The organism is Arthrobacter sp. S39, from assembly GCF_004320525.1.
In the GTDB taxonomy this organism is placed as follows: domain Bacteria; phylum Actinomycetota; class Actinomycetes; order Actinomycetales; family Micrococcaceae; genus Arthrobacter.
Genome location: NZ_SIHX01000001.1, coordinates 167,797 through 191,486, shown reverse-complemented (window position 1 = coordinate 191,486; position 23,690 = coordinate 167,797). Strand labels below are relative to the sequence as shown.

Sequence of the window (23,690 nt, the reverse complement as noted above, 5' to 3'; positions counted from 1 at the left end):
GAATGCGGGCCCCAAGTGTACGTTCGCGCCTCCCTGTGCTGGGTAGGCTGGGGAGATGACTCTTGACCCCGGTTCCGCCGCCATCATCCAGCTCGCGTGGGCCCGGCGGCTGGGGCTCGACGACGACGCTTTCGCCGCGTCGCTGGCGTCCGGCGAGCGGATTGTCCGGGCAGACGACTCGGCGAAGACCGTTGACTTTGTACGGCTCTTCGGCAGCTCAGCCCTGGTGGGCCCGCAATGGGTGATTGACGCCGCCGCCGCAATTCCGGACGAAGAGATGGCCCAGCACGTCACCCTGCTGACCATGACCCGTGCCCATGGCGGCCACGGCCTGGGCGCGGCCGCGCTGTTCTTCGCCGACGACCTGCCCCTGAAGCAGCCGTCCGACGACCTGACCGTATCCCACGGCAACCCGGAAGCGATCGAGCTGGAAGGGCTGTGCCCGCCGGACGACGTCAACGAAGTGGGGCTCTCGGACCTCGAAAACCGGTACACCATCGTCCATGAGGTGGACGGCCGGCGGGTCCCGGTAGCCTGCGGAGCCTACTCGGAGTGGGAAGGCCTGCTGGGCCACCTTGGCGTACTGGTGGATCCGGAGTGGCGGCGGCGCGGGCTTGGCTCGCTGGCGGCATCCATTGCTGCCCACGAAGCGCTCGCGGCCGGACTAACCATCCAATGGCGTGCCGAGGTCAGCAACACCGGATCAGTGGCCCTGGCCCGAAAACTTGGGCTGTCCACCGGCGGGATCCACACCAGCGTGCACCTGGGCTGACACCGCGCCCCAGCCATTCACCGCTTTGGGTTTGGCGAAGAACAGCGCCACTGCTGCCCCCACCAGGATCACGGCCGCCGGCAGCAGGATGGACTGGCCCATCGCCGTCGAAAACCCCTCATGGAGGGCTTCCGGAAGCCGGCCGGAGAATTCCATGCTTTCGCCGCCGGGTCCCCCGGCGGGAAGTTCTGCAGCCAGCCGCGACTGGATCAGCACTGCAATGGCCGCGCTGCCCAGCACGGCGCCGATCTGGCGGGTGGTGTTGTAAACGCCTGACCCGGCTCCGGCCTGGCGCGGCGGAAGGTTCCGAGTCGCCGTCGAACTCAACGGAGCCCAGATGCCGGCGTTGGCAAAGCCCAGCACGGCGCTGGGCAGCAGGAACAGCAGGATGGGCGTGTCCGGGTGCATCAGGACCGAGTTCCACACCAGCGCCACGGCCATCAGCACCAGACCACCGGAGGTGATGTATTTGGGGTTGACGCGGTCGATGATCTTCCCCACCACGGGGGCGAGTCCGCCGGAGATGAGCGCCATGGGCACCATCATCAGGGCCGACTGCGTCGGGGTCATGCCGCGGACCATCTGGTAGTAGAAGATCAGCGGCAGCCCGAAGGCGGTCACGGTGAACCCGACGGTGGTGATACCGATGTTTGCCAGCGAAAAATTACGGTCGCGGAACAGGTCCAGCGGCAAGAGCGGCTCACCCTTATTGAAACGCTGCCAGGCGATGAAGCCGGCCAGCACCACAATCCCGGCGATGATCAGGCTCCAGACGCTGAGCGGCCCGGCGATGGTGCCCCAGTTGTAGGTCTCGCCCTCCTGGATGCCGAACACCAGCAGGAAGAGTCCGACGGCGCTGAGCAGCACGCCGGGGATGTCGAACCGGTGCGGGTGGGTGCTGAGGGACGGGACAAAACGCCAGGCGAGGATGAAGCCCACGATCCCGACCGGGATGTTGATGAAGAAGATCCATTCCCAGCCGAGGCTGTCCACCAGGACGCCGCCGAGGATGGGGCCCACCAGGGTGGCCATGCCCGCGGTGGCTCCCCAAAGCCCCATGGCGGCACCGCGCCGGTCCGGCGGGAAGATCCTGGTGATCACGGCCATGGTCTGCGGCGTCATGATGGCAGCACCGAGGCCCTGCAGGACCCGCGCGGTGATCAGGGACTGGATGTCGCCCGAGAGCCCGCACCACAAGGACGCGAGGGTGAAAACCACCAGGCCCAGGAGGTACAGCTTTTTGGGACCGAACCGGTCACCAAGCCGGCCGGTGATCAGCAACGGCACGGCGTACGCGAGGAGGTAGGCGCTGGTCACCCAGATCACGGCATTGATGTCCGTGCCCAGCCCCTCCATGATGCTGGGGTTGGCCACCGAGACGATGGTGGTGTCGATCAGGATCATAAAGAACCCGATCACCAGTGACCAGAGGGCAGGCCAGGGCCGGGCCACGTTTTCCAAAGGTCAGTTCCCCAGCAGCCCGAGGATTTCGGTGCGGGCGAACATCTGCGCGGCGGCCCGGGCCGACGGCGTACCGGCGTCGGGATCGGCTCCGGCGTCCAGCAGCACCCGGGCAACGTCCGTGTACCCCTTGAACGCCGCCCCGGCCAGGGGCGTCTGGCCGCGGTCATTGGCGGTGTCAGGCTCGGCCCCATGCTCCAGGATCAGCTGCACGGTCTCCACGTGGCCGTGGTAGGCGGCCAGCATCAGCAGCGAATCCCCGGCGGCGTTGGTCATGGTGGCCGGAGCCCCGGCGCTGAGGTAGCCGCGCAGGAGCCCGGTGTCGCCTTCCCTGGCGGCCTGGAACAGCTTGTGGGCGAGCGCGACGGTTTCGTCGTCAGGTACCGGTGAGCCGGGTGTTGCCGGGCCGGATGCGGTGTTTTCTGTCATTAGCGGGTCCCCCTCAGGAATCCAGTCTGGCGCCCCACGACCTGGCCGGCGTCGGGCGCAACAATCACTTCCTGGGCGGCGGTGTACGGTTCCTCGCCGTCCAGCACAGTCAGTATTTCATCGGGTGAAACGGACCTTTTGATGACGGCCAGGGCCACGGGGCCCATTTCAAAGTGCTGGGCCACGGAGGTCACCGTGCCGACCTTCCGCTCGCCGAGCAGGACCTGGCTGCCCGGGGCCGGCATGGTGTGCTGCGACCCGTCCAGCTGGAGGAACACCAGCCGCCGCGGCGGATGGCCCAGGTTGTGCACCCGGGCTATGGTCTCCTGGCCCTTGTAGCAGCCCTTGGACAGGTGCACGGCAGTGCGGAGCAGGTCCAGTTCGTGCGGGATGGTTTTGTCGTCGGTTTCCGAGCCGAGCCGTGGACGCCAGGCAGCGACGCGGAGCGCCTCGGCCGCCAGCACACCTGCAAGCGGCCTGTCCCCCACCGTCTGCTCCAGCTCGGCGGCCGGTACCAGGTACTCGAACCACGGGCGTTCCAGCCCGGGGTGGTTTTCTTCCGGAACCACTGCGTACGAGTAGCCGCCGGCGCCCACATGGGGCCAGGGATCCCGCCACGCCTGCAGGCCGGACCATTCCGGCACTTCCTTGGTGGACCCGAGCACTGCCCAGTCTGCGGAGACATCGGTGATTTCGACGCGCAGCATGAACTTCATCCTGTTGAGCCACTCAGCCAGCGGCCCTGCCTCGGCGGCCTCAACGATCAGCCAGGTGGTCCCGCCGTCGTCCACCACCCGGGCGTCGAACTCGATCCGGCCCTGGATGCTGAGCAGGAGCAGCTCGCTTGATTCCCCAGGCTGCAGGCCGGTGACCAGCTGCGAGGACAGCGTGTTCAGCCAGCTCAGCCGGTCCGGACCGCTGACAGTCACCACGCCGCGGTGGGAGAGGTCGACGACGGCGGTGCCGGCAGCGAGCGCGCGCTGCTCGCGCAGCGGCTCACCGTAGTGGGATGCGACGCCGGCGTCAGCGCCGCCGCCCTCGACGGCGCCAGGGCGCGACAACAAGGGGCTGGGAGTAGTCATACTGGGGGCAACGTCCTTTGGTCAGTGTGTATTCCGGTCACGGCAGCGGGTCTCGACCACCGGTGGGGACTAGCGGTATTCCGGGTTTTCGAAATCGAACCGTGTTCCGGCTTTCCATTCTTCCGGAAGGTTGCCGTAGGCAGGAATCCCGCCGGCGTCCTTGAGCATCCTGGCGAAATGCAACAGGTTCCAGGTCATGAACGTGGTGTTCCGGTTGGTGAAGTCGGATTCGGGGCCGCCGGACCCTTCGTCCAGGTAGCTCGGGCCGGGGCCCACCGGACCGATCCAGCCGGCGTCGGCCTGCGGCGGGATGGTGAAACCGACGTGCTGCAGGCTGTAGAGGACGTTCATGGAACAATGCTTGATGCCGTCTTCGTTGCCGGTGATCAGGCAGCCGCCCACCTTGGGGTAGAACGCCCACTGCCCTTTGCTGTTCAGCTGCCCCGAGTGGGCATAGAGCCGTTCGATGAGTTTCTTGGTCTGCGAGGAGTTGTCGCCCAGCCAGATGGGGCCGGCAACCACCACGATGTCCGCTTCCTGCACCGCCGGATAGAGCTCGGGCCACTCATCGGTGGACCAGCCGTATTCGGTCATGTCCGGATACACGCCGCTCGCGATGTCGTGGTCTACGGTCCGGATGATGCGGGTGCTGACGCCCTGCTTTTCCATGATGCGTCGGCTGACTTCGATCAGGCCCTCGGTGTTGGACGTCTGCGGGGATTTTTTCAGCGTCCCGTTAAAGAACAGTGCCTTCAGATCGCTGTAATCAGTGGTGTTCTGCGGTGCAGCCATGACGCTCCCTGTGATTCACTCGCGGGTGAAGCCTAGGAAACCAAGTGTACTGACGGCCAGGGCGGCGCAGGGGTCAGGAAACTTTTTTCAGGAACGCCGAGGCATGCGCCTCGAGACCCTTGCCCGGCTGCGATGTGCCGCCGGCGGCGACGTCCCAGCGCCAGAGCAGGTTGCCATCCACCAGGCCGAAGATCCGGGTGGCGGCGCTGTAGTCCTTGGAGTGGCTGCCGCGCATCACCATGTCGGTGGTGAGCTGGATCTGCGGTCCCTTGATCTGGCCGTAGTACAGCTCGGAAATTCCGCCGGGGTGCGCAATGGAGACGGAGATGTCGAACCCGCCGTCGTTGTTGCGCAGGGCTTCCACCTCGTCGGCGCTCTTGAGGGCCGGGACGATGTCCGCCGGGATCAGGCCGGGGCCGCCGTCGGCGTCGAGCTGTTTGCGCTCCAGTGCCCAGAAACCGGTCTCAACGGTGAGCGGCCGCAGGCGCGTGCCGTCGTCGGCCGTTAACCAGCTCTCCGCGCGGTACTGCAGGTACGGCAGACCGTTATGCGTGAAGGACACGTGCTGGAAGAAGTGTTCCGAGTCCTCGTCGCCGCTGCCGAGCCGGCCGCTGCCTTCCCACTCACCAATGAGCCAGGAAAGCGGAACGAGTTCGGGAGTCAGGTCTGTGGGAATCTCAATCGGCACAGCAATTACCTCGGGAAACGGCTAGCTGGTGGAAACGGTCTACTTCTGGCCTTTGAAGAGGCGGTAGACAACAAATCCCGCGAACCAGGCCATGGAAAGGCTGGCGATACCGAGCAGGACAAGGAAGAAAATTTCAAATGCAAGTACGGACATGATGCCATCCTAACGCTTAGTAGATGAGTAGTTTGTCTATGAAGTACGCCAGCGAACCCACGGCCGAAACCGGTGCAAGACCCATACTAAGAGCCGCCAGAAGATTAAGTGGAGCGCCCCGCAGTGTGACGAGCCGGCGGAAGCTGACCAGCACCGCCCCAACCACTACGCCGAAAATGGCTGCCGGCAGGACGGCGATGTCGGAAAAAACCAGGCCCGCGAGCGGCCCGGCAAGCCCCGCCATAACTATGCCCAGCGGCGCCACAATACTGTCAGGCCAGCGGATGAGTCCTGCCAGCAGCGCCACGGCCGCGCTGATCGCCGCGACCAGCAGCATTTCCCTGACTCCATTGAACCGGGCCCCTGCGATCCAGCCGGCGCCGAGGCAAGACAGCAGCACGCCGGCGCAGCAACCCAGTGTCGATTCAAGCCGCTGGGCCTGGCCGGTGCCGCGGATGAGCTGGACCACAAACACGGCCATCATTCCCAGCGCCATAAAGGCCGGCGTCCAGTCCAGGAATCCCGGGGCAGGAACGAATCCGGCGGCAAGCGCCGACCCGACACCGGGCAGTGCGATAACGGCGGCCAGGGTCTTTTTCGCCGGGATGCGGAGGAAGTGGGGCCAGCCGATGCCGACTGCGAGCGCCACCACCACAGCGACAGCAAGCAGTGCCTCCGGGGAGGTATACACGCCGGCAATGATGGCCACCAGGCCGGCCATGCCGAACGCGCCGATGGTCCACGACGCCAAAGAGCGGGCCGGGGCTTGCAGATCCGCACTCATGCGGGACCTGGCTCTGACGTGCGCGGCTTCAACTCTGCACCCAATTCGCGGCATTCCCATTCTGGCTGGAGACCGGGAAGGCGGTTCGGCCCCCGGCAGGGCACAGTGCCCTGTGGTTCAATCCTGCCTTATGTGACCGGCTTGTGTCGCAAAACGGACACGTCCAAGGTCCGGATCAGTGTCTGTTGCGGGGCCGTTGGGTATACTCAAAGCTCAGCTACGCTTCCTGCTACAGTTGCCGGCCGGATAGTTCCATCGACGGCCCAGACCGCAGCAGTGAGACAGTACCGGCCGGTGAAAACCCGGTTCAGTCGCCCAAAGATGCGCGGACGGCCCTTGGAGGAATAATGTCGCACATCCTGTTATTGACGAACAGCACCGGCTCATCGGTGGACATCCTGCCTGCCCTTGAACTGCTGAACCACCGCGTGCATATCCTGGCCGCCGAACCCACTGCCCTGCTTGAAACCGATCCGTGCGACATCGTGCTGCTGGATGCCCGCAAGGACCTGGTGGGCGCCCGTTCCCTGACCCAGCTCCTGAAGGCCACCGGCCTGAGTGCACCGCTGGTCCTGATCCTGACCGAGGGCGGCATGGCTGCGGTTTCCTCCGCATGGGCCGTTGACGACATCGTGCTGGACTCCGCCGGGCCCGCCGAAGTGGAGGCCCGCATCAGGCTGTCCGTGGCACGGGCCGTCCCGGACGCCGACGATGCCCCCACCGAGATCCGCGCCGCCGGCGTTGTCATCGACGAAGCGAGCTACACCGCCCGCGTCAACGGCGCCCCACTGAACCTGACCTTCAAGGAGTTCGAACTCCTCAAGTACCTGGCCCAGCACCCGGGACGCGTGTTCACCCGCCAGCAGCTGTTGACCGAGGTCTGGGGCTATGACTACTACGGCGGCACGCGCACTGTGGACGTCCACGTCCGGCGCCTTCGCGCAAAGCTCGGCGCCGACCACGAAAACCTGATCAGCACCGTGCGCAACGTGGGCTACCGGCTCACCCTGGTTCGCCAGCAGGAAGACGAACTCACGGAAGCCTGAGCCTGCCAACGCAACTGCCTGATAACACAACAGCCCCGGACCACTGGTCCGGGGCTGTTGCTTGTTGTGGAGGACATACGGGTCGAACGTATCGAGGCCACCCCACTGGTGGATCCCCCTCGCATCCGGCGATGCCGCCTGATCGGATATCGACTATACGGTCCAGCCACGCACCTATCAAATCGGCACAGCTGCGCCCCGGGCGTATAGCCTAGCTTCATGACCCCAGCACATCCGGAAAAATGGCCCGTCCTCGTCGTCAAGGGCGGTGTGGATGACCAGCTGCTGAAAGACTTCAGGGGGCTCCTGTCGGCGGCGGAGGAATCCGACGGGAATCCCTCGCTCTCCGAGCAGACGGTGGTCACGCTCCGAGCCGGCGATTCGGCGGAGCACTCCCTCCTGAGCCTTGCGCTCTACGCTCCGGATGAGGATTCGGATCCCGCCACCGGCCAGGACCTCGCCGGGTTCGCGGTAGTGGTGGAAGAGTCCGACGGCGGCGGGGTGCTGGAGATCGCGGTCCACCCGACATACCGGAACCAGGGTGTTGCCGACCGCCTGGTGGGTGCACTGCAAACAGCACGCGGACTGGACGGCCTGAAGGCCTGGTCCCACGGCAACCACGAGGCCGCGGCGGACCTCGCCGCCCGGTACGGCTTCGGCCCCGTCCGGGAACTGTGGAAAATGCGGCTGGCCACTGCCTCCGCCGAGCTTCCCGACGCCGGGCTGCCGGACGGCGTCTCACTCCGGGCCTTTGTCCCGGGCCAGGACGAGGGCGCCTGGCTGGCGGCGAACAGTGAAGCGTTTGCCCACCACCCGGAGCAGGGCGGGATGACCCGGGCCGACCTCGACGCCCGGATGGCGGAAGACTGGTTTGATCCGGCGGGGTTCCTCCTGGCCGTAGACGGGTCCGGCCGGCTGCTCGGTTACCACTGGACGAAGGTCCACCCCCGGCACGGCGGCCACCCGGCGATCGGTGAGGTCTACGTCGTCGGCGTCGCCCCCGCGGCGCAGGGAATGGGCCTGGGCAAAGCGCTGACAGTGGCCGGCATCCGCCACCTCCAGAACCTGGGCCTCCACGCGGTCATGCTGTACGTCGACGCCGACAACGCCGCGGCAGTACGCCTCTACCAGCGCCTGGGCTTCACGCGCTGGGACATGGATGTGATGTACGGGCCCGTTTCCGCGGGTTAGTCCAATCGACTGACGCACGGTTTCCGCCGCCCGAAATCTAGGGGTCCGCGCCGCTGAATGCTTGTAAGGTTGAAACAGAACCGCGCCGGCCGTGAAGCCAGCATCCAGCGCCAGGTAAGAGGAGAACCCATGAAACCGGAACCCGCCGGAACAGTCACGTCCGAAGGCGCCGCAGCGCCGGTCAGGGCCCGTTTTGGTTCGTCCGAAGTTCCGGCGTCGCGCGCCACGCAGGACCGGATCGACATCCCCGAGTTCGCTCCCAACCTTGAGCCTGAGGGCGATATCCGGCCGGACCGGTTCCTGGACCGTGAACTGAGCTGGCTGGCCTTCAACTCCCGCGTACTGGAACTGGCCGAGGACCCCACCCTCCACTTGCTGGAGAGGGTCAGTTTCCTGTCGATTTTCGCGTCCAACCTGGACGAGTTCTTTATGGTCCGCGTCGCCGGACTGAAGCGTCGCATCGCCACGGGACTGGCCGTGCCGTCCCCCGCCGGCCTCAGCCCCGTGGAAGTCCTGGAAAAAATCGGTGACGAAGCCCACCGGCTGCAGCAGCGCCACGCCCAGGTCTTCGCGGAGCAGATCCGTCCGGCCCTGGCGTACGAGCACATCCACCTCATGCACTGGGATGAACTGGACGACGCCGCGAAGCAGCAGCTGAGCGCCATGTTCGCCGAGAAGGTCTTCCCCATCCTGACGCCGCTGGCCGTGGACCCGGCGCACCCCTTCCCGTACATCTCCGGGCTGTCCCTCAACCTGGCAGTGGTGGTCCGCAACCCTGTCAGCGACAAGGAACTCTTCGCCCGCGTCAAGGTTCCGGACCAGCTTCCGCGGCTGATCTCCATTGACGGACCGCGTGCCGGCGCCGTGGCAGGCCGGGTTGCCCGGTTCATCGCCCTCGAAGAAGTCATCGCTGTCCACCTGGACAAGCTCTTCGCCGGGATGGAAGTCCTGGAGCACCACATCTTCCGCGTCACCCGCAACGAGGACGTCGAAGTGGAAGAGGACGACGCCGAGAACCTCCTGCAGGCGCTGGAGAAGGAACTCCTGCGCCGCCGGTTCGGCCCGCCGGTCCGCCTCGAGGTCACCCACGACATCAACCCCAACATCCGGGCCCTGCTGATCCGCGAACTCGGTGTGGAAGAGTCCGAGGTCTACTCCGTCCCCGCGCCGCTGGACCTCCGCGGGCTGTCAGTGATTGCCGGCATCGACCGGGCTGACCTGCACTACCCCAAGCACGTTCCGCACACGTCCCGGTACCTCAACGAGTCCGAGACATCCAAGGCAGCCAACGTATTCGCGGCCATGCGCCGCCGGGACATCCTGCTCCACCACCCGTACGACTCCTTCTCCACGTCCGTCCAGGCCTTCCTGGAGCAGGCGGCCGCGGACCCGAAGGTGCAGGCCATCAAGCAGACCCTGTACCGGACCTCTGGCGATTCACCCATTGTGGATGCGCTGATCGATGCCGCCGAAGCCGGCAAGCAGGTCCTCGCCCTGGTGGAGATCAAGGCCCGCTTCGACGAACAGGCGAACATCTCCTGGGCGCGGAAGCTGGAGCAGGCGGGTGTCCACGTGGTCTACGGCATCGTGGGCCTCAAGACCCACTGCAAGCTGTCGCTGGTGGTCCGCCAGGAAGTGGACGGGCTCCGCCGCTACTGCCACATCGGCACCGGAAACTACCACCCGCGGACCGCACGCTACTACGAGGACCTCGGCCTGCTGACCGCCAACGACCAGGTGGGCGAAGACCTGTCCAAGCTGTTTAACCAGCTCTCCGGCTACGCGCCCAAGTCAACGTTCAAGCGCCTCCTTGTGGCGCCCAGGTCGGTCCGCTCCGGGCTCATTGACCGGATCGAGACCGAGATCCGCAATGCCCGTGCCGGACTCGCAGCCCGGGTCCAGATCAAGGTCAACTCCATGGTGGATGAGGCGATCATCGACTCCCTCTACCGCGCATCGCAGGCAGGCGTGAACGTAGACGTCATTGTCCGCGGCATCTGCTCCCTGCGCCCCGGCGTGCCGGGCCTGAGTGAGAACATCACGGTGCGCTCCGTGCTGGGCCGGTTCCTGGAACACTCGCGGGTGTTCGCCTTCGCGAACGGCGGCGATCCGGTGGTCTATATCGGTTCGGCGGACATGATGCACCGCAACCTGGACCGCAGGGTCGAGGCGCTGGTGCAGCTCGCCAGCCCCGATGACGTCACCTACGTCCTGGACCTGCTGCGCCGCTACATGGACCCGGAGACGGCCAGCTGGCACCTGGACAACCAGGGCGACTGGAACCGGCACCACATCGCCGACGACGGCACCCACCTTGACGATGTCCAGTCCTGGCTGCTCGCATCGCGGCCGCGCCAGCGCTCCTTGAGCCGCCGGTAGGGCAGCGGTGTTGGCGAGCGATACACCGGTAGCAGACCAGACAGACCATCCCGGTGAGCCGGTGGCCGTTACGGCCGCCGGCGCACTGCCGTGGCGGATCACCAAGGACCGTCTGGAGGTCCTGCTGATCCACCGGCCGCGGTATGACGACTGGTCCTGGCCCAAGGGAAAGATCGACCCAGGCGAGACCATTCCCGAATGTGCCGTCCGCGAGATCCAGGAGGAGATCGGGCTGACCGCCCAGCTTGGCATCCCGCTTCCGCCCATCCACTACCACGTGGCGTCCGGGCTGAAAGTGGTCCATTACTGGGCAGTCCAGGTCAACGGCGCAACCCTCCGGCCTGACGGCAAGGAGGTTGACAGCGTGATGTGGTGCGCCCCGGAGAAGGCGGCTTCGCTGCTGTCCAACCCGTCCGACGTCGCGCCCCTTGAATACCTCATGGAGGCCCACAAACGCCAGGAGCTGGCCACGTGGCCGCTCATTGTGGTGCGGCATGCCAAGGCGAAGCCGCGCTCGTCCTGGACCAAGGCCGAAGGCGAGCGGCCGCTCGCCGCCACGGGCATCAGGCAGGCCCAGTCCGTGGGGCGCCTGCTGCAGGTCTGGCGGCCACAACGGGTGGTCAGCAGCCCGTGGCTGCGTTGCGTCGCCACCATCGCGCCGTACGCCAAAGCTGTGGACGCCAAGGTCAAGCTCGTGGACGCGCTGACGGAGCACCGGCACGGGCGGAACCCGAAGAAAACTGCCGGCGTGGTGTCAGCGCTGCTGGATAAACAGCGCGGCGTAGCCGTCTGCACGCACCGCCCGGCCCTGCCCACCGTCCTGGACCAGCTGGGCAAGTCCATGTCCGGCCGCCTGCGCGGACTCCTGCCGGATGCGGATCCCTACCTGGCCCCGGGCGAGATCCTGGTGTTCCACGTGTCGCACCACAGCAAGCAGCGGATCGTGGCCGTGGAACAGTTCAAGCCGTTCGACGACTAGGGCTTGGCGATTAAGGCACGGCCGGCCTGACATTGACCCCCCGGGGCTTTGTATCAAATACTTGATACATTGACGCACAAATCTTGGGGGATAACGTGCCGAACGACGGTCTTGAATTTGCGGTCCACAATGTTCCGCCCATGGTCCTGCTGGGGCCCTTCCTGTTGGCTGTTGGCCTGTACCTGCTCCTGCGGTGGGTGATCCGGGCCCCGGGCGGAGGCGCTACGTCCGTCACGGTCTCCCAGCATTCGCTGTGGATCGGCGCGATCGGATGGCTCGCAAGCTCCCTCCAGTCGGCGGGAAGTGCCGGCATCCTTCCCGCCGGAAGCACTTCTCCCCCGCTGGCCACCCCCTCGAGCATCCTCGGCGCCTTGGCGTGGCCCATCCTCGGCTGCCTCGCCGTCCATGCAATCGGCCAGCTGAGCTATCCCGGACCGCAGCTCCCCCGCAGGCTGGCTTCGTTGGGGATCCGCCGCATCCGGGACTTCCTGCCGAGCACCCTCGCGTGGACCGTGCTCGCGATTTTTGTGGGCTCGGCCGTGCACATCGGCTGGGTGGCAACGCTCCACGGGTATGAAGCCATCCCCTTCAGCACCTTGTCGGAAGGCAACCAGGGCTTCCGCCGTATCGGCGGGGACGGCCGGATCCAGGGTTCGATCCTCGCGGCCTGCCTGGGTGCCGGCTGGCTGGCACTGGCCCTGGGTACGCTCCTGGTGCTGACGCTGATCAGCCGCCGGAGGCAGCTGGAGGCCCTGGACGCGGCGGAAAACGACCTGCTGCGGACCATCGCCATGAACAGGCTCCTGCGGACCGTTGCGACCATCGCCGCAGGACTGGCTGCGATTGCGGGAAACTTCGCGGCACGGCCAGACCCTTCGGCCAACGTCAGCAGCTGGACCAACCCGGCCGGATTGGCGGCATTCGTGGTGCTGCTGGTCATGTGGGTGTGGGCTCCGCCGAAACTTCCGAGCGCGGAGGCAGGAGGGGCCGGTATGCGTATGGCGGAATCTCCTGCCTCCGCACACCCGGCCACCCGCCTGTCAGTTTCGCTCGGAGCAGCGATGGGGCTCGCCCCGCTCGTCGCCGCCGCGCTGGGCTTCTTTCTTGCCGGTGCCGGTCTCCCGTGGCAGCCGGTGATCCTGGTTACGCTGATGGCCACAGCCGTGCTGCTGGTCGCCGCGGCCGGCGAGCTCCTGCTGCACCGCAACTACGGCTCCCCCGAAGTTCCCCGGACCTGGCCGCGGCAGGCGGTCAGCCCGGCCCTGCTCACCACGGCGATCGCCGCCGTCGCGCTTTTAGCAGTGGTCCTGGTGGTTACCGCGGCAGGTGGGTTGAAGCTGCGCGAGGCAGGGCTCGACGTGTCCCGGAGCTGGGTGGCCGCCGTGCTGGCCACCGTAGCCGTTGCGGCCATCGCCTGCCTGCCCGTGGCCGCGGCCCGGGTGCGGCGCGGAATTCCCACCGGCGTCCCCGGCCTCGACGCGGCACTGCGGGCCATCACGGTTCATCGTGTGGTGCGGACAATCGCCGCATACTGCCTGGCCCAGGGCGGCGTGCTGCTGATGACTGCCGGCGATGCTTTGCCGCCGCTGCTGGGACTGCCCGCGTCGACCCCCACCTGGCAGCCGGCAGCCGTCGCAGGCGCTGCGCTTGCGGCGGCCGGTGTGGTGATAGCAGTGATCCCGGTCAGGGGATTCGCCCGCGTTCCGGCAGCCCCGGTGCAGCCCGTTCCGGAAGGGTCGCGGTGAACGCCGGCATCTCCGTGGACCTGCGGTCGGCCACCCCTCCGTATGAGCAGATCCGCTCGCAGATCAGCTCGCTGATCGCCATCGGGGCGCTCCCGGCCGGCAGCCGGCTGCCCACCGTCCGGAGCCTTGCCGCGGACCTGGGCATCGCGGCTGGGACCGTGGGCCGGGCCTACAAGGAGCTCGAGGCGGCCGGCCTCATTGAATCCCGACGGCGGAACGGAACCGTGGTTGCGCACACCCCGCCGGGCCGTGCCGGCCAGGCAGGCGGCACCGTGCCGGAAGCGGTGAGCGCCGCCGTCGACCTGCTGGTCAGTGCCGGCCGCGAGGCCCGGCTCAGCGATGAGCTGCTGCTCGATCTGGTCCGAGGGAAGCTGAGAAAGGGCTGACGGGCTGCATGGCCGAGGCGTTTTTCAGCTTCACCGCGACGTCATCGGCGGCTGCGGGCGGAGCGCCCCGGTAGACTTTAGCCGTGAGCATCCCTACGCCTTATGAAGACCTCCTGCGCGATGTCATGGCCCATGGCACGCACAAATCCGACCGTACAGGGACCGGCACCACCAGCGTGTTCGGCCGCCAGATCCGCTTCGACCTGGCCAAAAGCTTCCCGCTGATCACCACCAAACGCGTCCATTTCAAGTCCGTCGCCGTGGAGCTGCTGTGGTTCCTGCGCGGCGAATCGAACGTGAAGTGGATGCAGGACCAGGGCGTCACCATCTGGAACGAATGGGCTGACGCCGAGGGCGAGCTCGGGCCGGTCTACGGGGTCCAGTGGCGCAGCTGGCCCACTCCGGACGGCGGCCACATCGACCAGATCGCCGAGCTCGTGGAGAACCTCAAGTCCAACCCGGACTCGCGCCGGCACATTGTGTCCGCCTGGAATGTTTCGGAGCTCAAGGACATGGCGCTGCCGCCGTGCCACGCGTTCTTCCAGTTCTACGTCGCGGACGGCAAACTGTCCTGCCAGCTGTACCAGCGCTCCGCGGACATGTTCCTGGGCGTTCCGTTCAACATTGCCTCCTACGCCCTGCTGACCCACATGGTGGCGCAGCAGGCGGGCCTGGAGGTTGGCGACTTCGTCTGGACCGGCGGCGACGTGCACATCTACGAGAACCACATGGACCAGGTCCTCAAGCAGCTCGAGCGCGAACCGTACGAGTACCCGCAGCTGGTGATCACCCGGAAGCCGGCGTCGATCTTCGACTACACGCTGGAGGATTTCGAAGTGGTCGGCTACCAGCACCACCCCACGATTAAGGCTCCGATCGCCGTATGAGCACCGAGAACACAGCAGACCCGCAGGCGTTTTCCGAGGAACTCGCCGGTTCCGTCACCGGCGTTGGCCTGGTGTGGGCACAGACCTCCGGCGGTGTGATCGGCAAGGACGGCGACATGCCGTGGCACCTTCCCGAGGACCTGAAGCATTTCAACCGGCTGACCATGGGGCACCCGGTGATTATGGGCCGCAAGACGTGGCTGTCGTTCCCGGACAAGTACCGTCCGCTTCCCGGCCGCACCAACATCGTCATCACCAGGCAAAAAGGCTGGGGTGAGTCGCCCGAGGCGAAGGGCGCCGTCGTGGTTCCGTCCCTGGATGACGCGCTCCTTGAGTCCCAGTTCGTCGACGGCGGCGAGACGGTGTGGATCCTGGGCGGCGGCGAGGTGTTCCGCCAGTCCACCGATCTCGCCAACGTTGCGGTGGTCACCACCATTGACGTGGAGGCCGACGGCGACACGTTCGCTCCAGAGCTTGGCGAAACCTGGGAAGCGGCTGCTTCTGTTCCGCCGGACGGCTGGCTCACGGCCGCCAACGGCACGCAGTACAGGTTCACCAAATGGGTTAGGACGCAGGGCTGAGATGCTGAAGAAACCAGAGACCCTTTTTGTCCTCGGGTACATGCTGCTGCCGCTGCTGGCACTGCTGTCCGCCATTGTTGGCCTGACGATGATCCTGGGCGGCAACAAAATCGCCGGGGCCATCGTGCTGGTGGTGGTGACGCAGGTGTTCGCGTTCGGCGCGTTCTACGCGCTGCGGCTCCGCAAAGCCGCGGTGCTGGAGGAGAGCGACCGGGGCTGACGCCTTGCCGACCGGGCGGATGGGGAGCACAACCCATCGCGGCCGCAACGATCCGATATTAGAGTTATGCGGGCAGCCTGAAGAACATTTGCTGCAGAGACATTTGGGGGATGATGCCTTGTGGCAGGAAACATTTGGGGCGCCGACGTCGCCGAGCTCCGGACGCTGGCGCAGCAGTTCGGAAAAGCGTCCGACACACTGCTTACCCAGTCGACGCTGCTGAGCAACCAGATCAACAACAACCCTTCATGGAAGGGCCAGGACGCCGCCAGGTTCCGCTCCGACTGGAACAGCAGCCACCGTGCAATGCTCCAGCAAGCGGTCTCCGCGCTCAAGCAGGAGTCAAAGAAGCTGCTGGAGAACGCTGACCAGCAGGAGAAGGCGAGCAACGCGGCGCCTGGATCCGGCGGCGGGCCGGGAGTCTCCGCGGGCGTTCCCGGCGCGCCCTTCATTCCGTTGGGTGAGGACTGGATGTCAAACGGAGACTCACCTTTCCGCAAGGGCTGGGACGCCTACAACGGTGTCCTCGGCCTGAAGGCCGTTCCGCTCGGCCTCCGGGACATCTCACAGTTTGCCGCCCGGCACGGCGACGAAATCCGGGCATTATCGGCGGCGGGGCAGGACTGGAACGCCCTGAAGCGGCTCTTCAACGCGGACCTGTGGGAGGCCTCTGCCCGTGCGGACAGCCTTCGCGGTGCCTTCTCCGGAACATCTGACCTGCTGAGCGGCAAATTCGGCGATTTCGCAGAGATGGCCCGGGGCGCCGGGGCAGCTGATATCGGCCCACTGGCAAAATTTGGCCTGAACGCCGCCGGACACGCTCTCGGCGGTATCAGTGTTGGCCTGGATGGCCTCGACACGATCAATGCAATCCGCGCTGGCGAAACCGGGGACGCCCTGAGATCGGGATTTAAGACAGCACTCGGCGTCGGCTCATTCTTCCCGCCACCGGTGGGGGTTGCGTGCATGGTGGTAGGCGGCGCGTGGGCGGCCGTCGAGCTGATTCCCGGGGCCAAAGACACGATTGACCACGTGTTCGATGCCGGTGGAGAAATTGCCGAAGACGTCGTAGAAAACATCGGCGAAGGCGTCAAGAACTTCTTCGGCTTCTAGCCAGCTCCTCACTCATAGGATGATAAACATGACTGCAGAACAAACAGAGACAGACACTTCTCTCGGATTTGGCCAGGCCGAAATGGCCTACCTCCTGCACCTGCAACCGACGGCTGGATCCCATGCCAGCGCCACGTGGCTACGCCTCAGCGAAGAATCCGGGAACCAGGAGCTTATCCGTGCAGGGCTGTCGTCCCTCATAGCCCGGGGCCTGGCAACCGTAGATGGCTCCGACGTCGACTTCGACATGCGGGTGGATATCGTGGCCTACACCCTGGCGAATGCCCAGAGGTGGACGCAGTTGGATTTGCTCGTAGGCGCTGCGGAAGGCGACTCCGTGTTGCACGCCGAGTCAGACCGGACCAAGCTGCTTCTTCAGCCGAGAACCATGATGAGCTGGTTCGCCCTTCCGCAGGACCCCAACGTGTCCGCCGAAGCCGCCGAAGCCTACATAGTCCGCGACCACTTGACCAAGAACCCGGACGGTGGCGTCAGGATCAGGACCGGCCTGCTCCGCGGCGGGCGGCAGCTACTCATCCGCAAAGACAGCCGTGGCTGGGTTCACGCAGTGGCGCTCGATGACGTTGTTGGGGATGAATCACTGGCGCAGTCCGACGACGAACTGACCGCCGCGCTGAGCGCCTTCAGGTCTGAAGCCGGGGCAGCCGATGGCATCTGATCAGTCGGTGCGAAGCATCATTGTAGACCGTCCCTACTACTACGCCACCGGGATGGAACGAACGGTCTACGCCTATACCCAGGACGAATGGGGCATCGGTGGCTCGCAGCCATCCGGAAACTACTCGGTCCACACCACGACAGGCCTGTACATCGTCACGATCCTGATGACGATACCCGCCATTGTTGCGCCGCTGATTGTGATCATCGGAGTTGTCGGCCTCAACATCCTTCTTGGTCTCTTCGGGCTTGTATTTACGGTGCTTTTCACCGGCGGGTGGCTCCTCGCGATCCGTAGCCTCCGCCGGGAATGGAATGCGTCCAAGCTGCGGCGCCTGAAGGGGCTGCCCAAGCCGCGCTTCGCCCTCAACGACGACAAGGCCCGCAGCTGGTTCGAAGCCAATCCGTCCGGGATTGCAATAACCCGCGAAAACTTCCCCGACAGCACCCGTCCGTTCCCGGGTGAACCGAACTAGGCGACGCGCACGAAGGACACCCCGGCTGAACCCGGCCGGGCGGCGTGACGTAACCGACTGCGCAGTGCCGGTTCCGAAGTCTAAACTGTACGAATGACTAAAGCAGCTACCCCGTCCGTTGGACTTGTCGGTTGGCGTGGCATGGTCGGTTCCGTCCTGATGCAGCGCATGCAGGACGAGGGCGACTTCGCCAACATCAACCCGGTGTTTTTCTCCACCTCAAACGCAGGAGGTGCCGCCCCGTCGTTCGCTGATGGGGCCGGCAAGCTCGAGGACGCGTTCGACGTCGACACGCTGGCGAAGCTGCCCATTATTGTTACCGCCCAGGGCGGGGACTACACCAAGCGCGTGCACACCGAGCTGCGCGGACGCGGCTGGGACGGTCTCTGGATCGACGCCGCCTCCACCCTGCGCATGAACGACGACTCGATCATCGTGCTGGACCCGATCAACCGCGACGTCATCGACAAGGGCCTGGTCAACGGCACCAGGGACTTCATCGGCGGCAACTGCACCGTGTCCTGCATGCTGATGGGCCTTGGCGGGCTGTTCAAGAACGGCCTCGTCGAATGGGGCACGTCCATGACCTACCAGGCTGCTTCAGGCGGCGGCGCCCGGCACATGCGCGAGCTGCTCAGCCAGTTCGGCACGCTCAACGCCGAGGTCAGCTCGGAACTGGACGACCCGGCGTCGGCCATCCTGGAAATCGACCGCAAGGTCCTGGCCCACCAGCGCACCGACATCGACGCCTCCCAGTTCGGCGTGCCGCTGGCCGGTTCGCTGATCCCCTGGATCGACGCGGACCTGGGCAACGGGCAGTCCAAGGAAGAGTGGAAGGCCGGGGTTGAGACCAACAAGATCCTGGGTACCTCGGACGAGAACCGCATCATCATGGACGGCCTCTGCATCCGGATCGGCGCCATGCGCTCCCACTCCCAGGCGCTCACGCTCAAGCTCCGCGAGGACCTGTCCGTGGCCGAGATCGAGAAGCTCCTGGCCGAGGACAACCAGTGGGCCAAGGTCATTCCGAACACCAAGGAAGCCTCCATGGCCGAGCTGACTCCCGTGGCCGCATCCGGCACCCTGGACATCCCGGTGGGCCGTATCCGCAAGATGGAGATGGGCCCGCAGTACATCAGTGCGTTCACCGTCGGTGACCAGCTGCTCTGGGGCGCCGCCGAACCGCTGCGCCGCATGCTCAACATCGCCACCGGGAACCTGTAACCCCAGGTTTTCCCATCGGCGGCCGTGGCCCGCTTGGACTGTGCTGCCCAGCACCGCTCAAGCGGGTCAGGGCCGCTTTTGCGTTAGGTGCGTGGCTCAGCTGTCGAGGAACGCCAGGTACTGCTGGGCGGCTTTGTTGAAGGTGGCTTGAGCCCCGGGTCCGAGCGGCTTGGCGTCGTCAAAGAGTTCAGGCACGACGGCGGCGCTCCCTGTGGTCCCGGCGCGCGCCCAGGTGCCGATCGCCTCTCCCCCGGCCACGATGGTCTTCTTGAACACTCCGTTGCCGCCGGGAACGATCTTGTTGGCGTGCTCCGGAGCCAGAACCAGGCTACGGTCCTGGTAGCCGAGCACAAACTCGTCAAAGCCGGGCAGCAGGAGGACGGACCGCTGGCCCGGCACACCGTCGTCGAGCAGTGACGCGGTCTCCGGTGACATCCAATAGCTATTGTCGCCGAATTCGAGCTCGACCAGCTGCCTCCTGACCAGCTCAAACGCGGGCCGCACGTCGGTCAGGGGGATTTGCGTCCACCATGCGAAGTCGCGGATGGTGGCGGGGCCGTGGCTCCGGAAGTAGCGCAGCATGAACTCGGCGATTCCCTCCTGCCGCTCAAGAGTCCGCGACACCGGGATCCATTCATCGAAAGCCACCAGCAGCTGCTGGTTCCCGGCCAGGGGGCCTTGGACCAGCCATCCGTGCCGGCACAGTGTCCCCAGGATGTGGATCCCGCGCTGGCCGGTGGTGGGCTGCCCCGCCGCCTCAAACACCCCGAAGAGTTCAGTCCTGCTCAAGGAACCGCCACCGGCCACGCGCTCCAGCGCAACGTCGCGGCATTTTTCGATGTCCGCCCACGTGATGTCCAGCTCCCGGTGCCGGCCCGCAATGCTGCGGGTGAGCCGCTCGGCGGTAAGTCCCAGCATCCAGCGAAGATCCTCCGGCGCCACGAGGTGAAGAGTGCCCCGCATCGGCCAGGAGCGGACCACGCTTCCGTTGTCCAGGGCCTCCCGGACGTCCGTCAGCCCGGAGCCGGGAACGCGAAGGCCAACAGCCCACATCGTTTCCTGCAGGTTCTGTGCCTGGGAAGCCGTCATCCAGCGGACAGCTTCCGGCGCAGAGCCCAGCCCCGGCCCAAGAAGTCCCTGGGAGGCCAGCCGGAGCCTGCCCATGACCTTGCTGCTCACGCGCTTCGATGACGTTCCTGCCATGCCCTCATCCTAGGTTGTCAACGAACGCCCCAACATGGTTGAACGCCCGGGTTTGGGCAATCCCCGGCCGCCATGGTCCGCGCCCCAAGGCCTGGCGGCTAGGGTAGAACCATGACTTTGGGGAGTTTGTGGCAGTTGTTCGCGCGCGAAACAAAAGGGTGGCTGGTGGGAGGGACCGTTTCGGTCCTGATTGGTGTGGCGGTGGGGGTTCCGGCCGTCACCGGGTTCCTGGCAAACGGCGAATCAGAACTTTCGCTGCTGCTGTCATCGCTGGCCTTCAGCCTCGGCGGAGGCTACGCCGTCCTCTTTCCCGGGATCCGGGTATGCCGCGGCACACTCCACATTCTTCGCGACTGGAAGCGCCACCCGCTCAGCGGGAAGGCCCTCTGGATCCTGTCACACGCCGTTGCCGTTACGGGCCTGGCGGTCTGCATCCTTGCCGGCGGCGGAAGTCCGTCCCTCCCGGGGCTCCTGGTCTGGCTGTTCATGGGCCCCTACCTCGCCCTGACCGGCTGGGCCGCGGCCGTGCTCGGGATGGCGGCGAACGTCCGGCTCCTGGCCGGAGAACTGGGCGCGAACGACAACGCCGGCCTCCCGGATGACGCTAAAGCGCCACGCCGATAAGCAGCGGTTCCGGGTGCAGTTCAATGCCAAAGCGTTCGACGACGCCGGCACGCACCTCCCGCGCGACGGCCACCATGTCCGCGGCGCTGGCGGAGCCGCGGTTGGTGACAGCCAAAGTGTGTTTGGTGGAAAGCGAGGCCCGTCCGCCGGACACGCTGCCGTCCTCCAGCCCGTAGCCTTTGCCGAACCCCGACTGGTCGATGAGCCAGGCAGCGGACAGTTTCACCAACCCGTCGGTCCCTGCCGGATACCGCGGCGCAGAATCGGGCAGCCCTGACGCCACCTCAAACGGAACGATGGGGTTGGTGAAAAACGAGCCGGTGGAATAGGTGTCCCGGTCTGCCGGGTCCAGCACCATGCCCTTGGAGGCACGCAGCCGCAGCACCTCCCGGCGGACATCGTTGGAATAGGCCCGTTTGCCGGGCTCCACGCCCAGGGACCGGGCCAGCTCGGCATAACGGATGGGGGCGCTCATCCTGCCCAGCGGCAACTGGAACTCCACCGTCAGCACCACGTAGCGGGGCGATCCGTCGACGGTGGTCTGCTTGAGGATTGAATCGCGGTACCCGAACTTCAGTTCGGAGTTGGTGAAGGTCTGCACGGCGTTGCGGGTCCGGTCCCAGGTCCGCACCGCGGCGATGGTCTGCGAGACGTCCGAACCGTAGGCCCCCACATTCTGGACCGGGGTGGCACCCGTAGCGCCGGGGATGCCGGCCAGTGCCTCGATCCCGGACCAGGCGTGCAGCACCGCGTGCTCCACCAGCGCATCCCAGTTATGCCCGGCCTGGACCACAACGGCAACGCCGCCGCAGGAGTCCTCCGCGTTCACGGTGAATCCTTCCGAGGCGATTTTGACCACCGTGCCGGGGAACCCGTCGTCGGAAATCAGCAGGTTGGAGCCGCCGCCGATGATGAGGACCTGCTCCCCCGCCGCGTCTGCCGCCCGCACGGCGTCGATAATCTCCGCCTCGGTCCTGGCCTCGATGTACTTGCCGGCGGGGCCGCCGACGGCGGCCGTGGTCAGGGTGGAAAGGAGTGTCTGGGTCACCAAACCAGCCTAACGCAGGGGAAAGCTAGGGAATTTTACGCGCCACCGGCGAGAGCAGGAAGCTCATCACCAGCATCACCATAACGGCCAGAAGCGAATGGAGGATGCCAACATGTTCGGCCAGCAGGCCCAGCAGCGGCGGGCCGCACAGGAAGGCGCCGTAGCCGATCGTGGAGACGACCGAGACGCGTGCGGCTGCCTTCGCGGGGTCGTCGGCGGCGGCGGACATTCCCACCGGGAAGCCCAGCGAGGCGCCAAGCCCCCAGATGGCCAGGGCCACAAACGCGAGCCACGGCACCGGGGCGAAGACAAACAGCCCCAGGCCGATCACGGCCAGCGCGGCGCACCAGCGCATCACCGGGACCCGGCCAAAACGGTCCAGGACCAGGGTGCCGGCGAACCGCCCGATGGTCATGAACGTGACGAAAAGGCCGTACCCGGCCGCACCGGCGGCATCCGCCTGGCCGTGGCCGTCGGCGAGGGCCAGGGCAACCCAGTCGCCCGCCGCCCCTTCAGCAAGTGCCAGCCCCAGGACCATCACGCCCAGCAACAGGGTGCGTTTGTCCCGCCAGGCCTGGGCGATCTTCCGCTTGTTGTCCAGCGGGACGTCCCCGCGACCCGTCGCAGCGGCAGTGATGACGGGGATCGGTCCCGTGGAGGGGTCCCCGAAGTTATCGGGGACATATGCCCGCTCCCCCGCCACGGGGGTGACATCCGCGCGGAACCAGGCAGCCGCCGTCGCCACCGACACGGCAACTACGGCGCCTGCCGCCGCAAGGTGCCAGAACACGGGGACCGAGGCCGCGGCGGCCCAGGCGCCAAGTCCGGCGCCGGCCACCGTGCCCAGGCTGAACGCGCCGTGCAGCCGGGGCATGATGTGCCGGCCCACCGCTCGCTCCACCGCTGCGCCCTCCACGTTGGAGGCAGTATTCCAGCTGGCGGTGCCCAGGCCGATGATGGCCAGGCCAACGGCCACCGCCACGGGTGTGGCGAGGACCGACGTCCCGAATCCTGCGATCGCGAGGCCGCAGCCCACCATGATGCTGCCCGTCCGGATGGTCCGTTTCGACCCCAGCCGGAGCACAATCAGGCCGGACGCGGACACCGAGATGAAGGAACCCAGCGTCATGCACAGCAGGAGCATGCCGATGTTGCCCGGCGTCAGGTCCAGTCCGTCCCGGATGGCCGGCAGGCGCGACACCCAGGACGCGAACGCCAGACCGCTGGCGCCGTAGGCCACCACCACGGCGTTGCGCCAGGCGGTGACCTCCGGAGCAACTTTTGCTGTGCTGGTCAAAGGCTCCCTGCGGTTCAGGAGAGCCTGACCACGGCCTGGGCCTTCATCAGTACTTTCTGGCCGGCCGAGACCACGGTGAGGTCAACGCGGGCGGTGCCGGCATCGGCGTCGAGCTTTCCAATGGCGCCGCTGACTTCGATGGTGGCCCCGGGCTCGTTGGTGCCGGTGGTGTCCACCACCAGCACGGGCTTGGTGAAGCGGGTCTGGAAATCGACGACGGCGGCGGGGTCGCCTGCCCAGTCAGTGACCAGCTGGACGGCGGCACCCATGGTGAACATGCCGTGCGCGATGACGCCCGGGAGTTCGACGCCGGTGGCGAAGGCTTCGTTCCAGTGGATGGGGTTGAAGTCGCCGGACGCGCCGGCGTACTTGACCAGGTCCGTGCGGCTGACCGCGACGGTGCGGCTGCCGATGTCCTGGCCGACCGTGAGTTCGCTGAAGGTGGGGCTCAT

General features: G+C 66.3%; 25 protein-coding genes. 15 read left to right on the top strand and 10 right to left on the bottom strand.

What is annotated here, in order from left to right:
- Positions 1-55 precede the first annotated feature (55 nt).
- A complete protein-coding gene (locus EYS21_RS00920) occupies positions 56-772 on the top strand; it encodes a GNAT family N-acetyltransferase (RefSeq protein WP_131131277.1) in 717 nt (238 codons plus the stop codon).
- Here the strand turns inward: EYS21_RS00920 and EYS21_RS00915 are convergent.
- The 6 genes from EYS21_RS00915 to EYS21_RS00890 form a co-directional block, all read right to left on the bottom strand.
- Positions 704-2,233, bottom strand: a complete 1,530-nt coding sequence (locus EYS21_RS00915) for a DHA2 family efflux MFS transporter permease subunit (protein ID WP_131131276.1) — start codon at positions 2,231-2,233, stop codon at positions 704-706. The genes EYS21_RS00920 and EYS21_RS00915 overlap by 69 nt on opposite strands.
- 3 nt (positions 2,234-2,236) lie before the next feature.
- On the bottom strand, positions 2,237-2,662 hold the full coding sequence (locus EYS21_RS00910) for an ankyrin repeat domain-containing protein (protein ID WP_131131275.1): 426 nt from the start codon (positions 2,660-2,662) through the stop codon (positions 2,237-2,239).
- A complete protein-coding gene (locus EYS21_RS00905; RefSeq protein ID WP_131131274.1) occupies positions 2,662-3,744 on the bottom strand; it encodes a folate-binding protein YgfZ in 1,083 nt (360 codons plus the stop codon). Before EYS21_RS00905 ends, EYS21_RS00910 begins: the two co-directional genes overlap by 1 nt.
- 69 nt (positions 3,745-3,813) lie before the next feature.
- Positions 3,814-4,536, bottom strand: coding sequence for a flavodoxin family protein (locus EYS21_RS00900; protein ID WP_131131273.1), 723 nt, complete (start codon positions 4,534-4,536; stop codon positions 3,814-3,816).
- Between the two features lie 73 nt (positions 4,537-4,609).
- Positions 4,610-5,224 carry an FABP family protein gene (locus tag EYS21_RS00895; protein ID WP_131131272.1) on the bottom strand — a complete coding sequence of 205 codons (615 nt, stop codon included), beginning with the start codon at positions 5,222-5,224 and terminating at the stop codon, positions 4,610-4,612.
- A 169-nt stretch (positions 5,225-5,393) separates the two neighbouring features.
- On the bottom strand, positions 5,394-6,161 hold the full coding sequence (locus EYS21_RS00890) for a permease (protein WP_131131271.1): 768 nt from the start codon (positions 6,159-6,161) through the stop codon (positions 5,394-5,396).
- A gap of 347 nt (positions 6,162-6,508) precedes the next feature.
- On the opposite strand from EYS21_RS00890, the gene EYS21_RS00885 reads away from it, so the two are divergent.
- From EYS21_RS00885 to asd, 13 genes are all read left to right on the top strand, one after another.
- On the top strand, positions 6,509-7,207 hold the full coding sequence (locus EYS21_RS00885) for a response regulator transcription factor (RefSeq protein ID WP_131131270.1): 699 nt from the start codon (positions 6,509-6,511) through the stop codon (positions 7,205-7,207).
- A 219-nt stretch (positions 7,208-7,426) separates the two neighbouring features.
- On the top strand, positions 7,427-8,398 hold the full coding sequence (mshD, locus tag EYS21_RS00880; protein ID WP_131131269.1) for a mycothiol synthase: 972 nt from the start codon (positions 7,427-7,429) through the stop codon (positions 8,396-8,398).
- 129 nt (positions 8,399-8,527) lie between these two features.
- On the top strand, positions 8,528-10,777 hold the full coding sequence (locus EYS21_RS00875; protein WP_131131268.1) for an RNA degradosome polyphosphate kinase: 2,250 nt from the start codon (positions 8,528-8,530) through the stop codon (positions 10,775-10,777).
- A gap of 10 nt (positions 10,778-10,787) precedes the next feature.
- The gene (locus EYS21_RS00870) at positions 10,788-11,756 is read left to right on the top strand and encodes an NUDIX hydrolase (protein WP_131131267.1); all 969 of its coding nucleotides are present in this window, start codon (positions 10,788-10,790) and stop codon (positions 11,754-11,756) included.
- A 95-nt stretch (positions 11,757-11,851) separates the two neighbouring features.
- Positions 11,852-13,501, top strand: coding sequence for a hypothetical protein (locus tag EYS21_RS00865; protein ID WP_242633226.1), 1,650 nt, complete (start codon positions 11,852-11,854; stop codon positions 13,499-13,501).
- A complete protein-coding gene (locus EYS21_RS00860) occupies positions 13,498-13,887 on the top strand; it encodes a GntR family transcriptional regulator (RefSeq protein WP_131131266.1) in 390 nt (129 codons plus the stop codon). Before EYS21_RS00865 ends, EYS21_RS00860 begins: the two co-directional genes overlap by 4 nt.
- 83 nt (positions 13,888-13,970) lie before the next feature.
- Positions 13,971-14,774 (top strand): thymidylate synthase, encoded by an 804-nt coding sequence (locus EYS21_RS00855; RefSeq protein WP_131131265.1) that lies wholly within the window; start codon positions 13,971-13,973, stop codon positions 14,772-14,774.
- A complete protein-coding gene (locus EYS21_RS00850) occupies positions 14,771-15,355 on the top strand; it encodes a dihydrofolate reductase (protein WP_131131264.1) in 585 nt (194 codons plus the stop codon). Before EYS21_RS00855 ends, EYS21_RS00850 begins: the two co-directional genes overlap by 4 nt.
- Position 15,356: 1 nt before the next feature.
- On the top strand, positions 15,357-15,575 hold the full coding sequence (locus EYS21_RS00845) for an NF038396 family protein (RefSeq protein WP_131131263.1): 219 nt from the start codon (positions 15,357-15,359) through the stop codon (positions 15,573-15,575).
- 120 nt (positions 15,576-15,695) lie between these two features.
- Positions 15,696-16,688 carry a WXG100 family type VII secretion target gene (locus EYS21_RS00840; protein WP_242633225.1) on the top strand — a complete coding sequence of 331 codons (993 nt, stop codon included), beginning with the start codon at positions 15,696-15,698 and terminating at the stop codon, positions 16,686-16,688.
- A gap of 28 nt (positions 16,689-16,716) precedes the next feature.
- Positions 16,717-17,367, top strand: a complete 651-nt coding sequence (locus EYS21_RS00835) for a hypothetical protein (RefSeq protein WP_131131262.1) — start codon at positions 16,717-16,719, stop codon at positions 17,365-17,367.
- A 7-nt stretch (positions 17,368-17,374) separates the two neighbouring features.
- A complete protein-coding gene (locus EYS21_RS00830; RefSeq protein ID WP_131131261.1) occupies positions 17,375-17,842 on the top strand; it encodes a hypothetical protein in 468 nt (155 codons plus the stop codon).
- 93 nt (positions 17,843-17,935) lie between these two features.
- Complete coding sequence (asd, locus tag EYS21_RS00825) at positions 17,936-19,066, top strand: aspartate-semialdehyde dehydrogenase (RefSeq protein ID WP_131131260.1); 1,131 nt, start codon at positions 17,936-17,938, stop codon at positions 19,064-19,066.
- A gap of 96 nt (positions 19,067-19,162) precedes the next feature.
- On the opposite strand, the gene EYS21_RS00820 is transcribed toward asd, so the two are convergent.
- The gene (locus tag EYS21_RS00820; protein ID WP_131131259.1) at positions 19,163-20,269 is read right to left on the bottom strand and encodes a winged helix DNA-binding domain-containing protein; all 1,107 of its coding nucleotides are present in this window, start codon (positions 20,267-20,269) and stop codon (positions 19,163-19,165) included.
- Positions 20,270-20,434: 165 nt separating this feature from the next.
- Between EYS21_RS00820 and EYS21_RS00815 the strand changes: the two genes are divergently transcribed.
- The gene (locus EYS21_RS00815) at positions 20,435-20,893 is read left to right on the top strand and encodes a hypothetical protein (RefSeq protein ID WP_131131258.1); all 459 of its coding nucleotides are present in this window, start codon (positions 20,435-20,437) and stop codon (positions 20,891-20,893) included.
- Here EYS21_RS00815 and EYS21_RS00810 read toward each other — a convergent pair.
- The 3 genes from EYS21_RS00810 to EYS21_RS00800 are packed head-to-tail and all read right to left on the bottom strand — an operon-like array spanning position 20,874 to position 23,690.
- Positions 20,874-21,941 (bottom strand): UDP-N-acetylmuramate dehydrogenase, encoded by a 1,068-nt coding sequence (locus EYS21_RS00810; protein WP_131131257.1) that lies wholly within the window; start codon positions 21,939-21,941, stop codon positions 20,874-20,876. The two genes, EYS21_RS00815 and EYS21_RS00810, sit on opposite strands and share 20 nt — an antisense overlap.
- 25 nt (positions 21,942-21,966) lie before the next feature.
- Complete coding sequence (locus EYS21_RS00805) at positions 21,967-23,238, bottom strand: MFS transporter (protein WP_131131256.1); 1,272 nt, start codon at positions 23,236-23,238, stop codon at positions 21,967-21,969.
- A 14-nt stretch (positions 23,239-23,252) separates the two neighbouring features.
- Complete coding sequence (locus EYS21_RS00800; RefSeq protein WP_131131255.1) at positions 23,253-23,690, bottom strand: MaoC family dehydratase; 438 nt, start codon at positions 23,688-23,690, stop codon at positions 23,253-23,255.

What these genes read in the sequence shown, in the direction of transcription:
- EYS21_RS00850 (WP_131131264.1), top strand. Translation starts at nt 14,771, where the DNA reads ATGAGCACCGAGAACACAGCAGACCCGCAGGCGTTTTCCGAGGAACTC.
- EYS21_RS00900 (WP_131131273.1), bottom strand. Translation starts at nt 4,536, where the DNA reads ATGGCTGCACCGCAGAACACCACTGATTACAGCGATCTGAAGGCACTG.
- EYS21_RS00885 (WP_131131270.1), top strand. Translation starts at nt 6,509, where the DNA reads ATGTCGCACATCCTGTTATTGACGAACAGCACCGGCTCATCGGTGGAC.
- EYS21_RS00875 (WP_131131268.1), top strand. Translation starts at nt 8,528, where the DNA reads ATGAAACCGGAACCCGCCGGAACAGTCACGTCCGAAGGCGCCGCAGCG.
- EYS21_RS00820 (WP_131131259.1), bottom strand. Translation starts at nt 20,269, where the DNA reads ATGGCAGGAACGTCATCGAAGCGCGTGAGCAGCAAGGTCATGGGCAGG.
- EYS21_RS00845 (WP_131131263.1), top strand. Translation starts at nt 15,357, where the DNA reads ATGCTGAAGAAACCAGAGACCCTTTTTGTCCTCGGGTACATGCTGCTG.
- EYS21_RS00890 (WP_131131271.1), bottom strand. Translation starts at nt 6,161, where the DNA reads ATGAGTGCGGATCTGCAAGCCCCGGCCCGCTCTTTGGCGTCGTGGACC.
- EYS21_RS00835 (WP_131131262.1), top strand. Translation starts at nt 16,717, where the DNA reads ATGACTGCAGAACAAACAGAGACAGACACTTCTCTCGGATTTGGCCAG.
- EYS21_RS00905 (WP_131131274.1), bottom strand. Translation starts at nt 3,744, where the DNA reads ATGACTACTCCCAGCCCCTTGTTGTCGCGCCCTGGCGCCGTCGAGGGC.
- asd (WP_131131260.1), top strand. Translation starts at nt 17,936, where the DNA reads ATGACTAAAGCAGCTACCCCGTCCGTTGGACTTGTCGGTTGGCGTGGC.
- EYS21_RS00920 (WP_131131277.1), top strand. Translation starts at nt 56, where the DNA reads ATGACTCTTGACCCCGGTTCCGCCGCCATCATCCAGCTCGCGTGGGCC.
- mshD (WP_131131269.1), top strand. Translation starts at nt 7,427, where the DNA reads ATGACCCCAGCACATCCGGAAAAATGGCCCGTCCTCGTCGTCAAGGGC.
- EYS21_RS00910 (WP_131131275.1), bottom strand. Translation starts at nt 2,662, where the DNA reads ATGACAGAAAACACCGCATCCGGCCCGGCAACACCCGGCTCACCGGTA.
- EYS21_RS00800 (WP_131131255.1), bottom strand. Translation starts at nt 23,690, where the DNA reads ATGAGCCCCACCTTCAGCGAACTCACGGTCGGCCAGGACATCGGCAGC.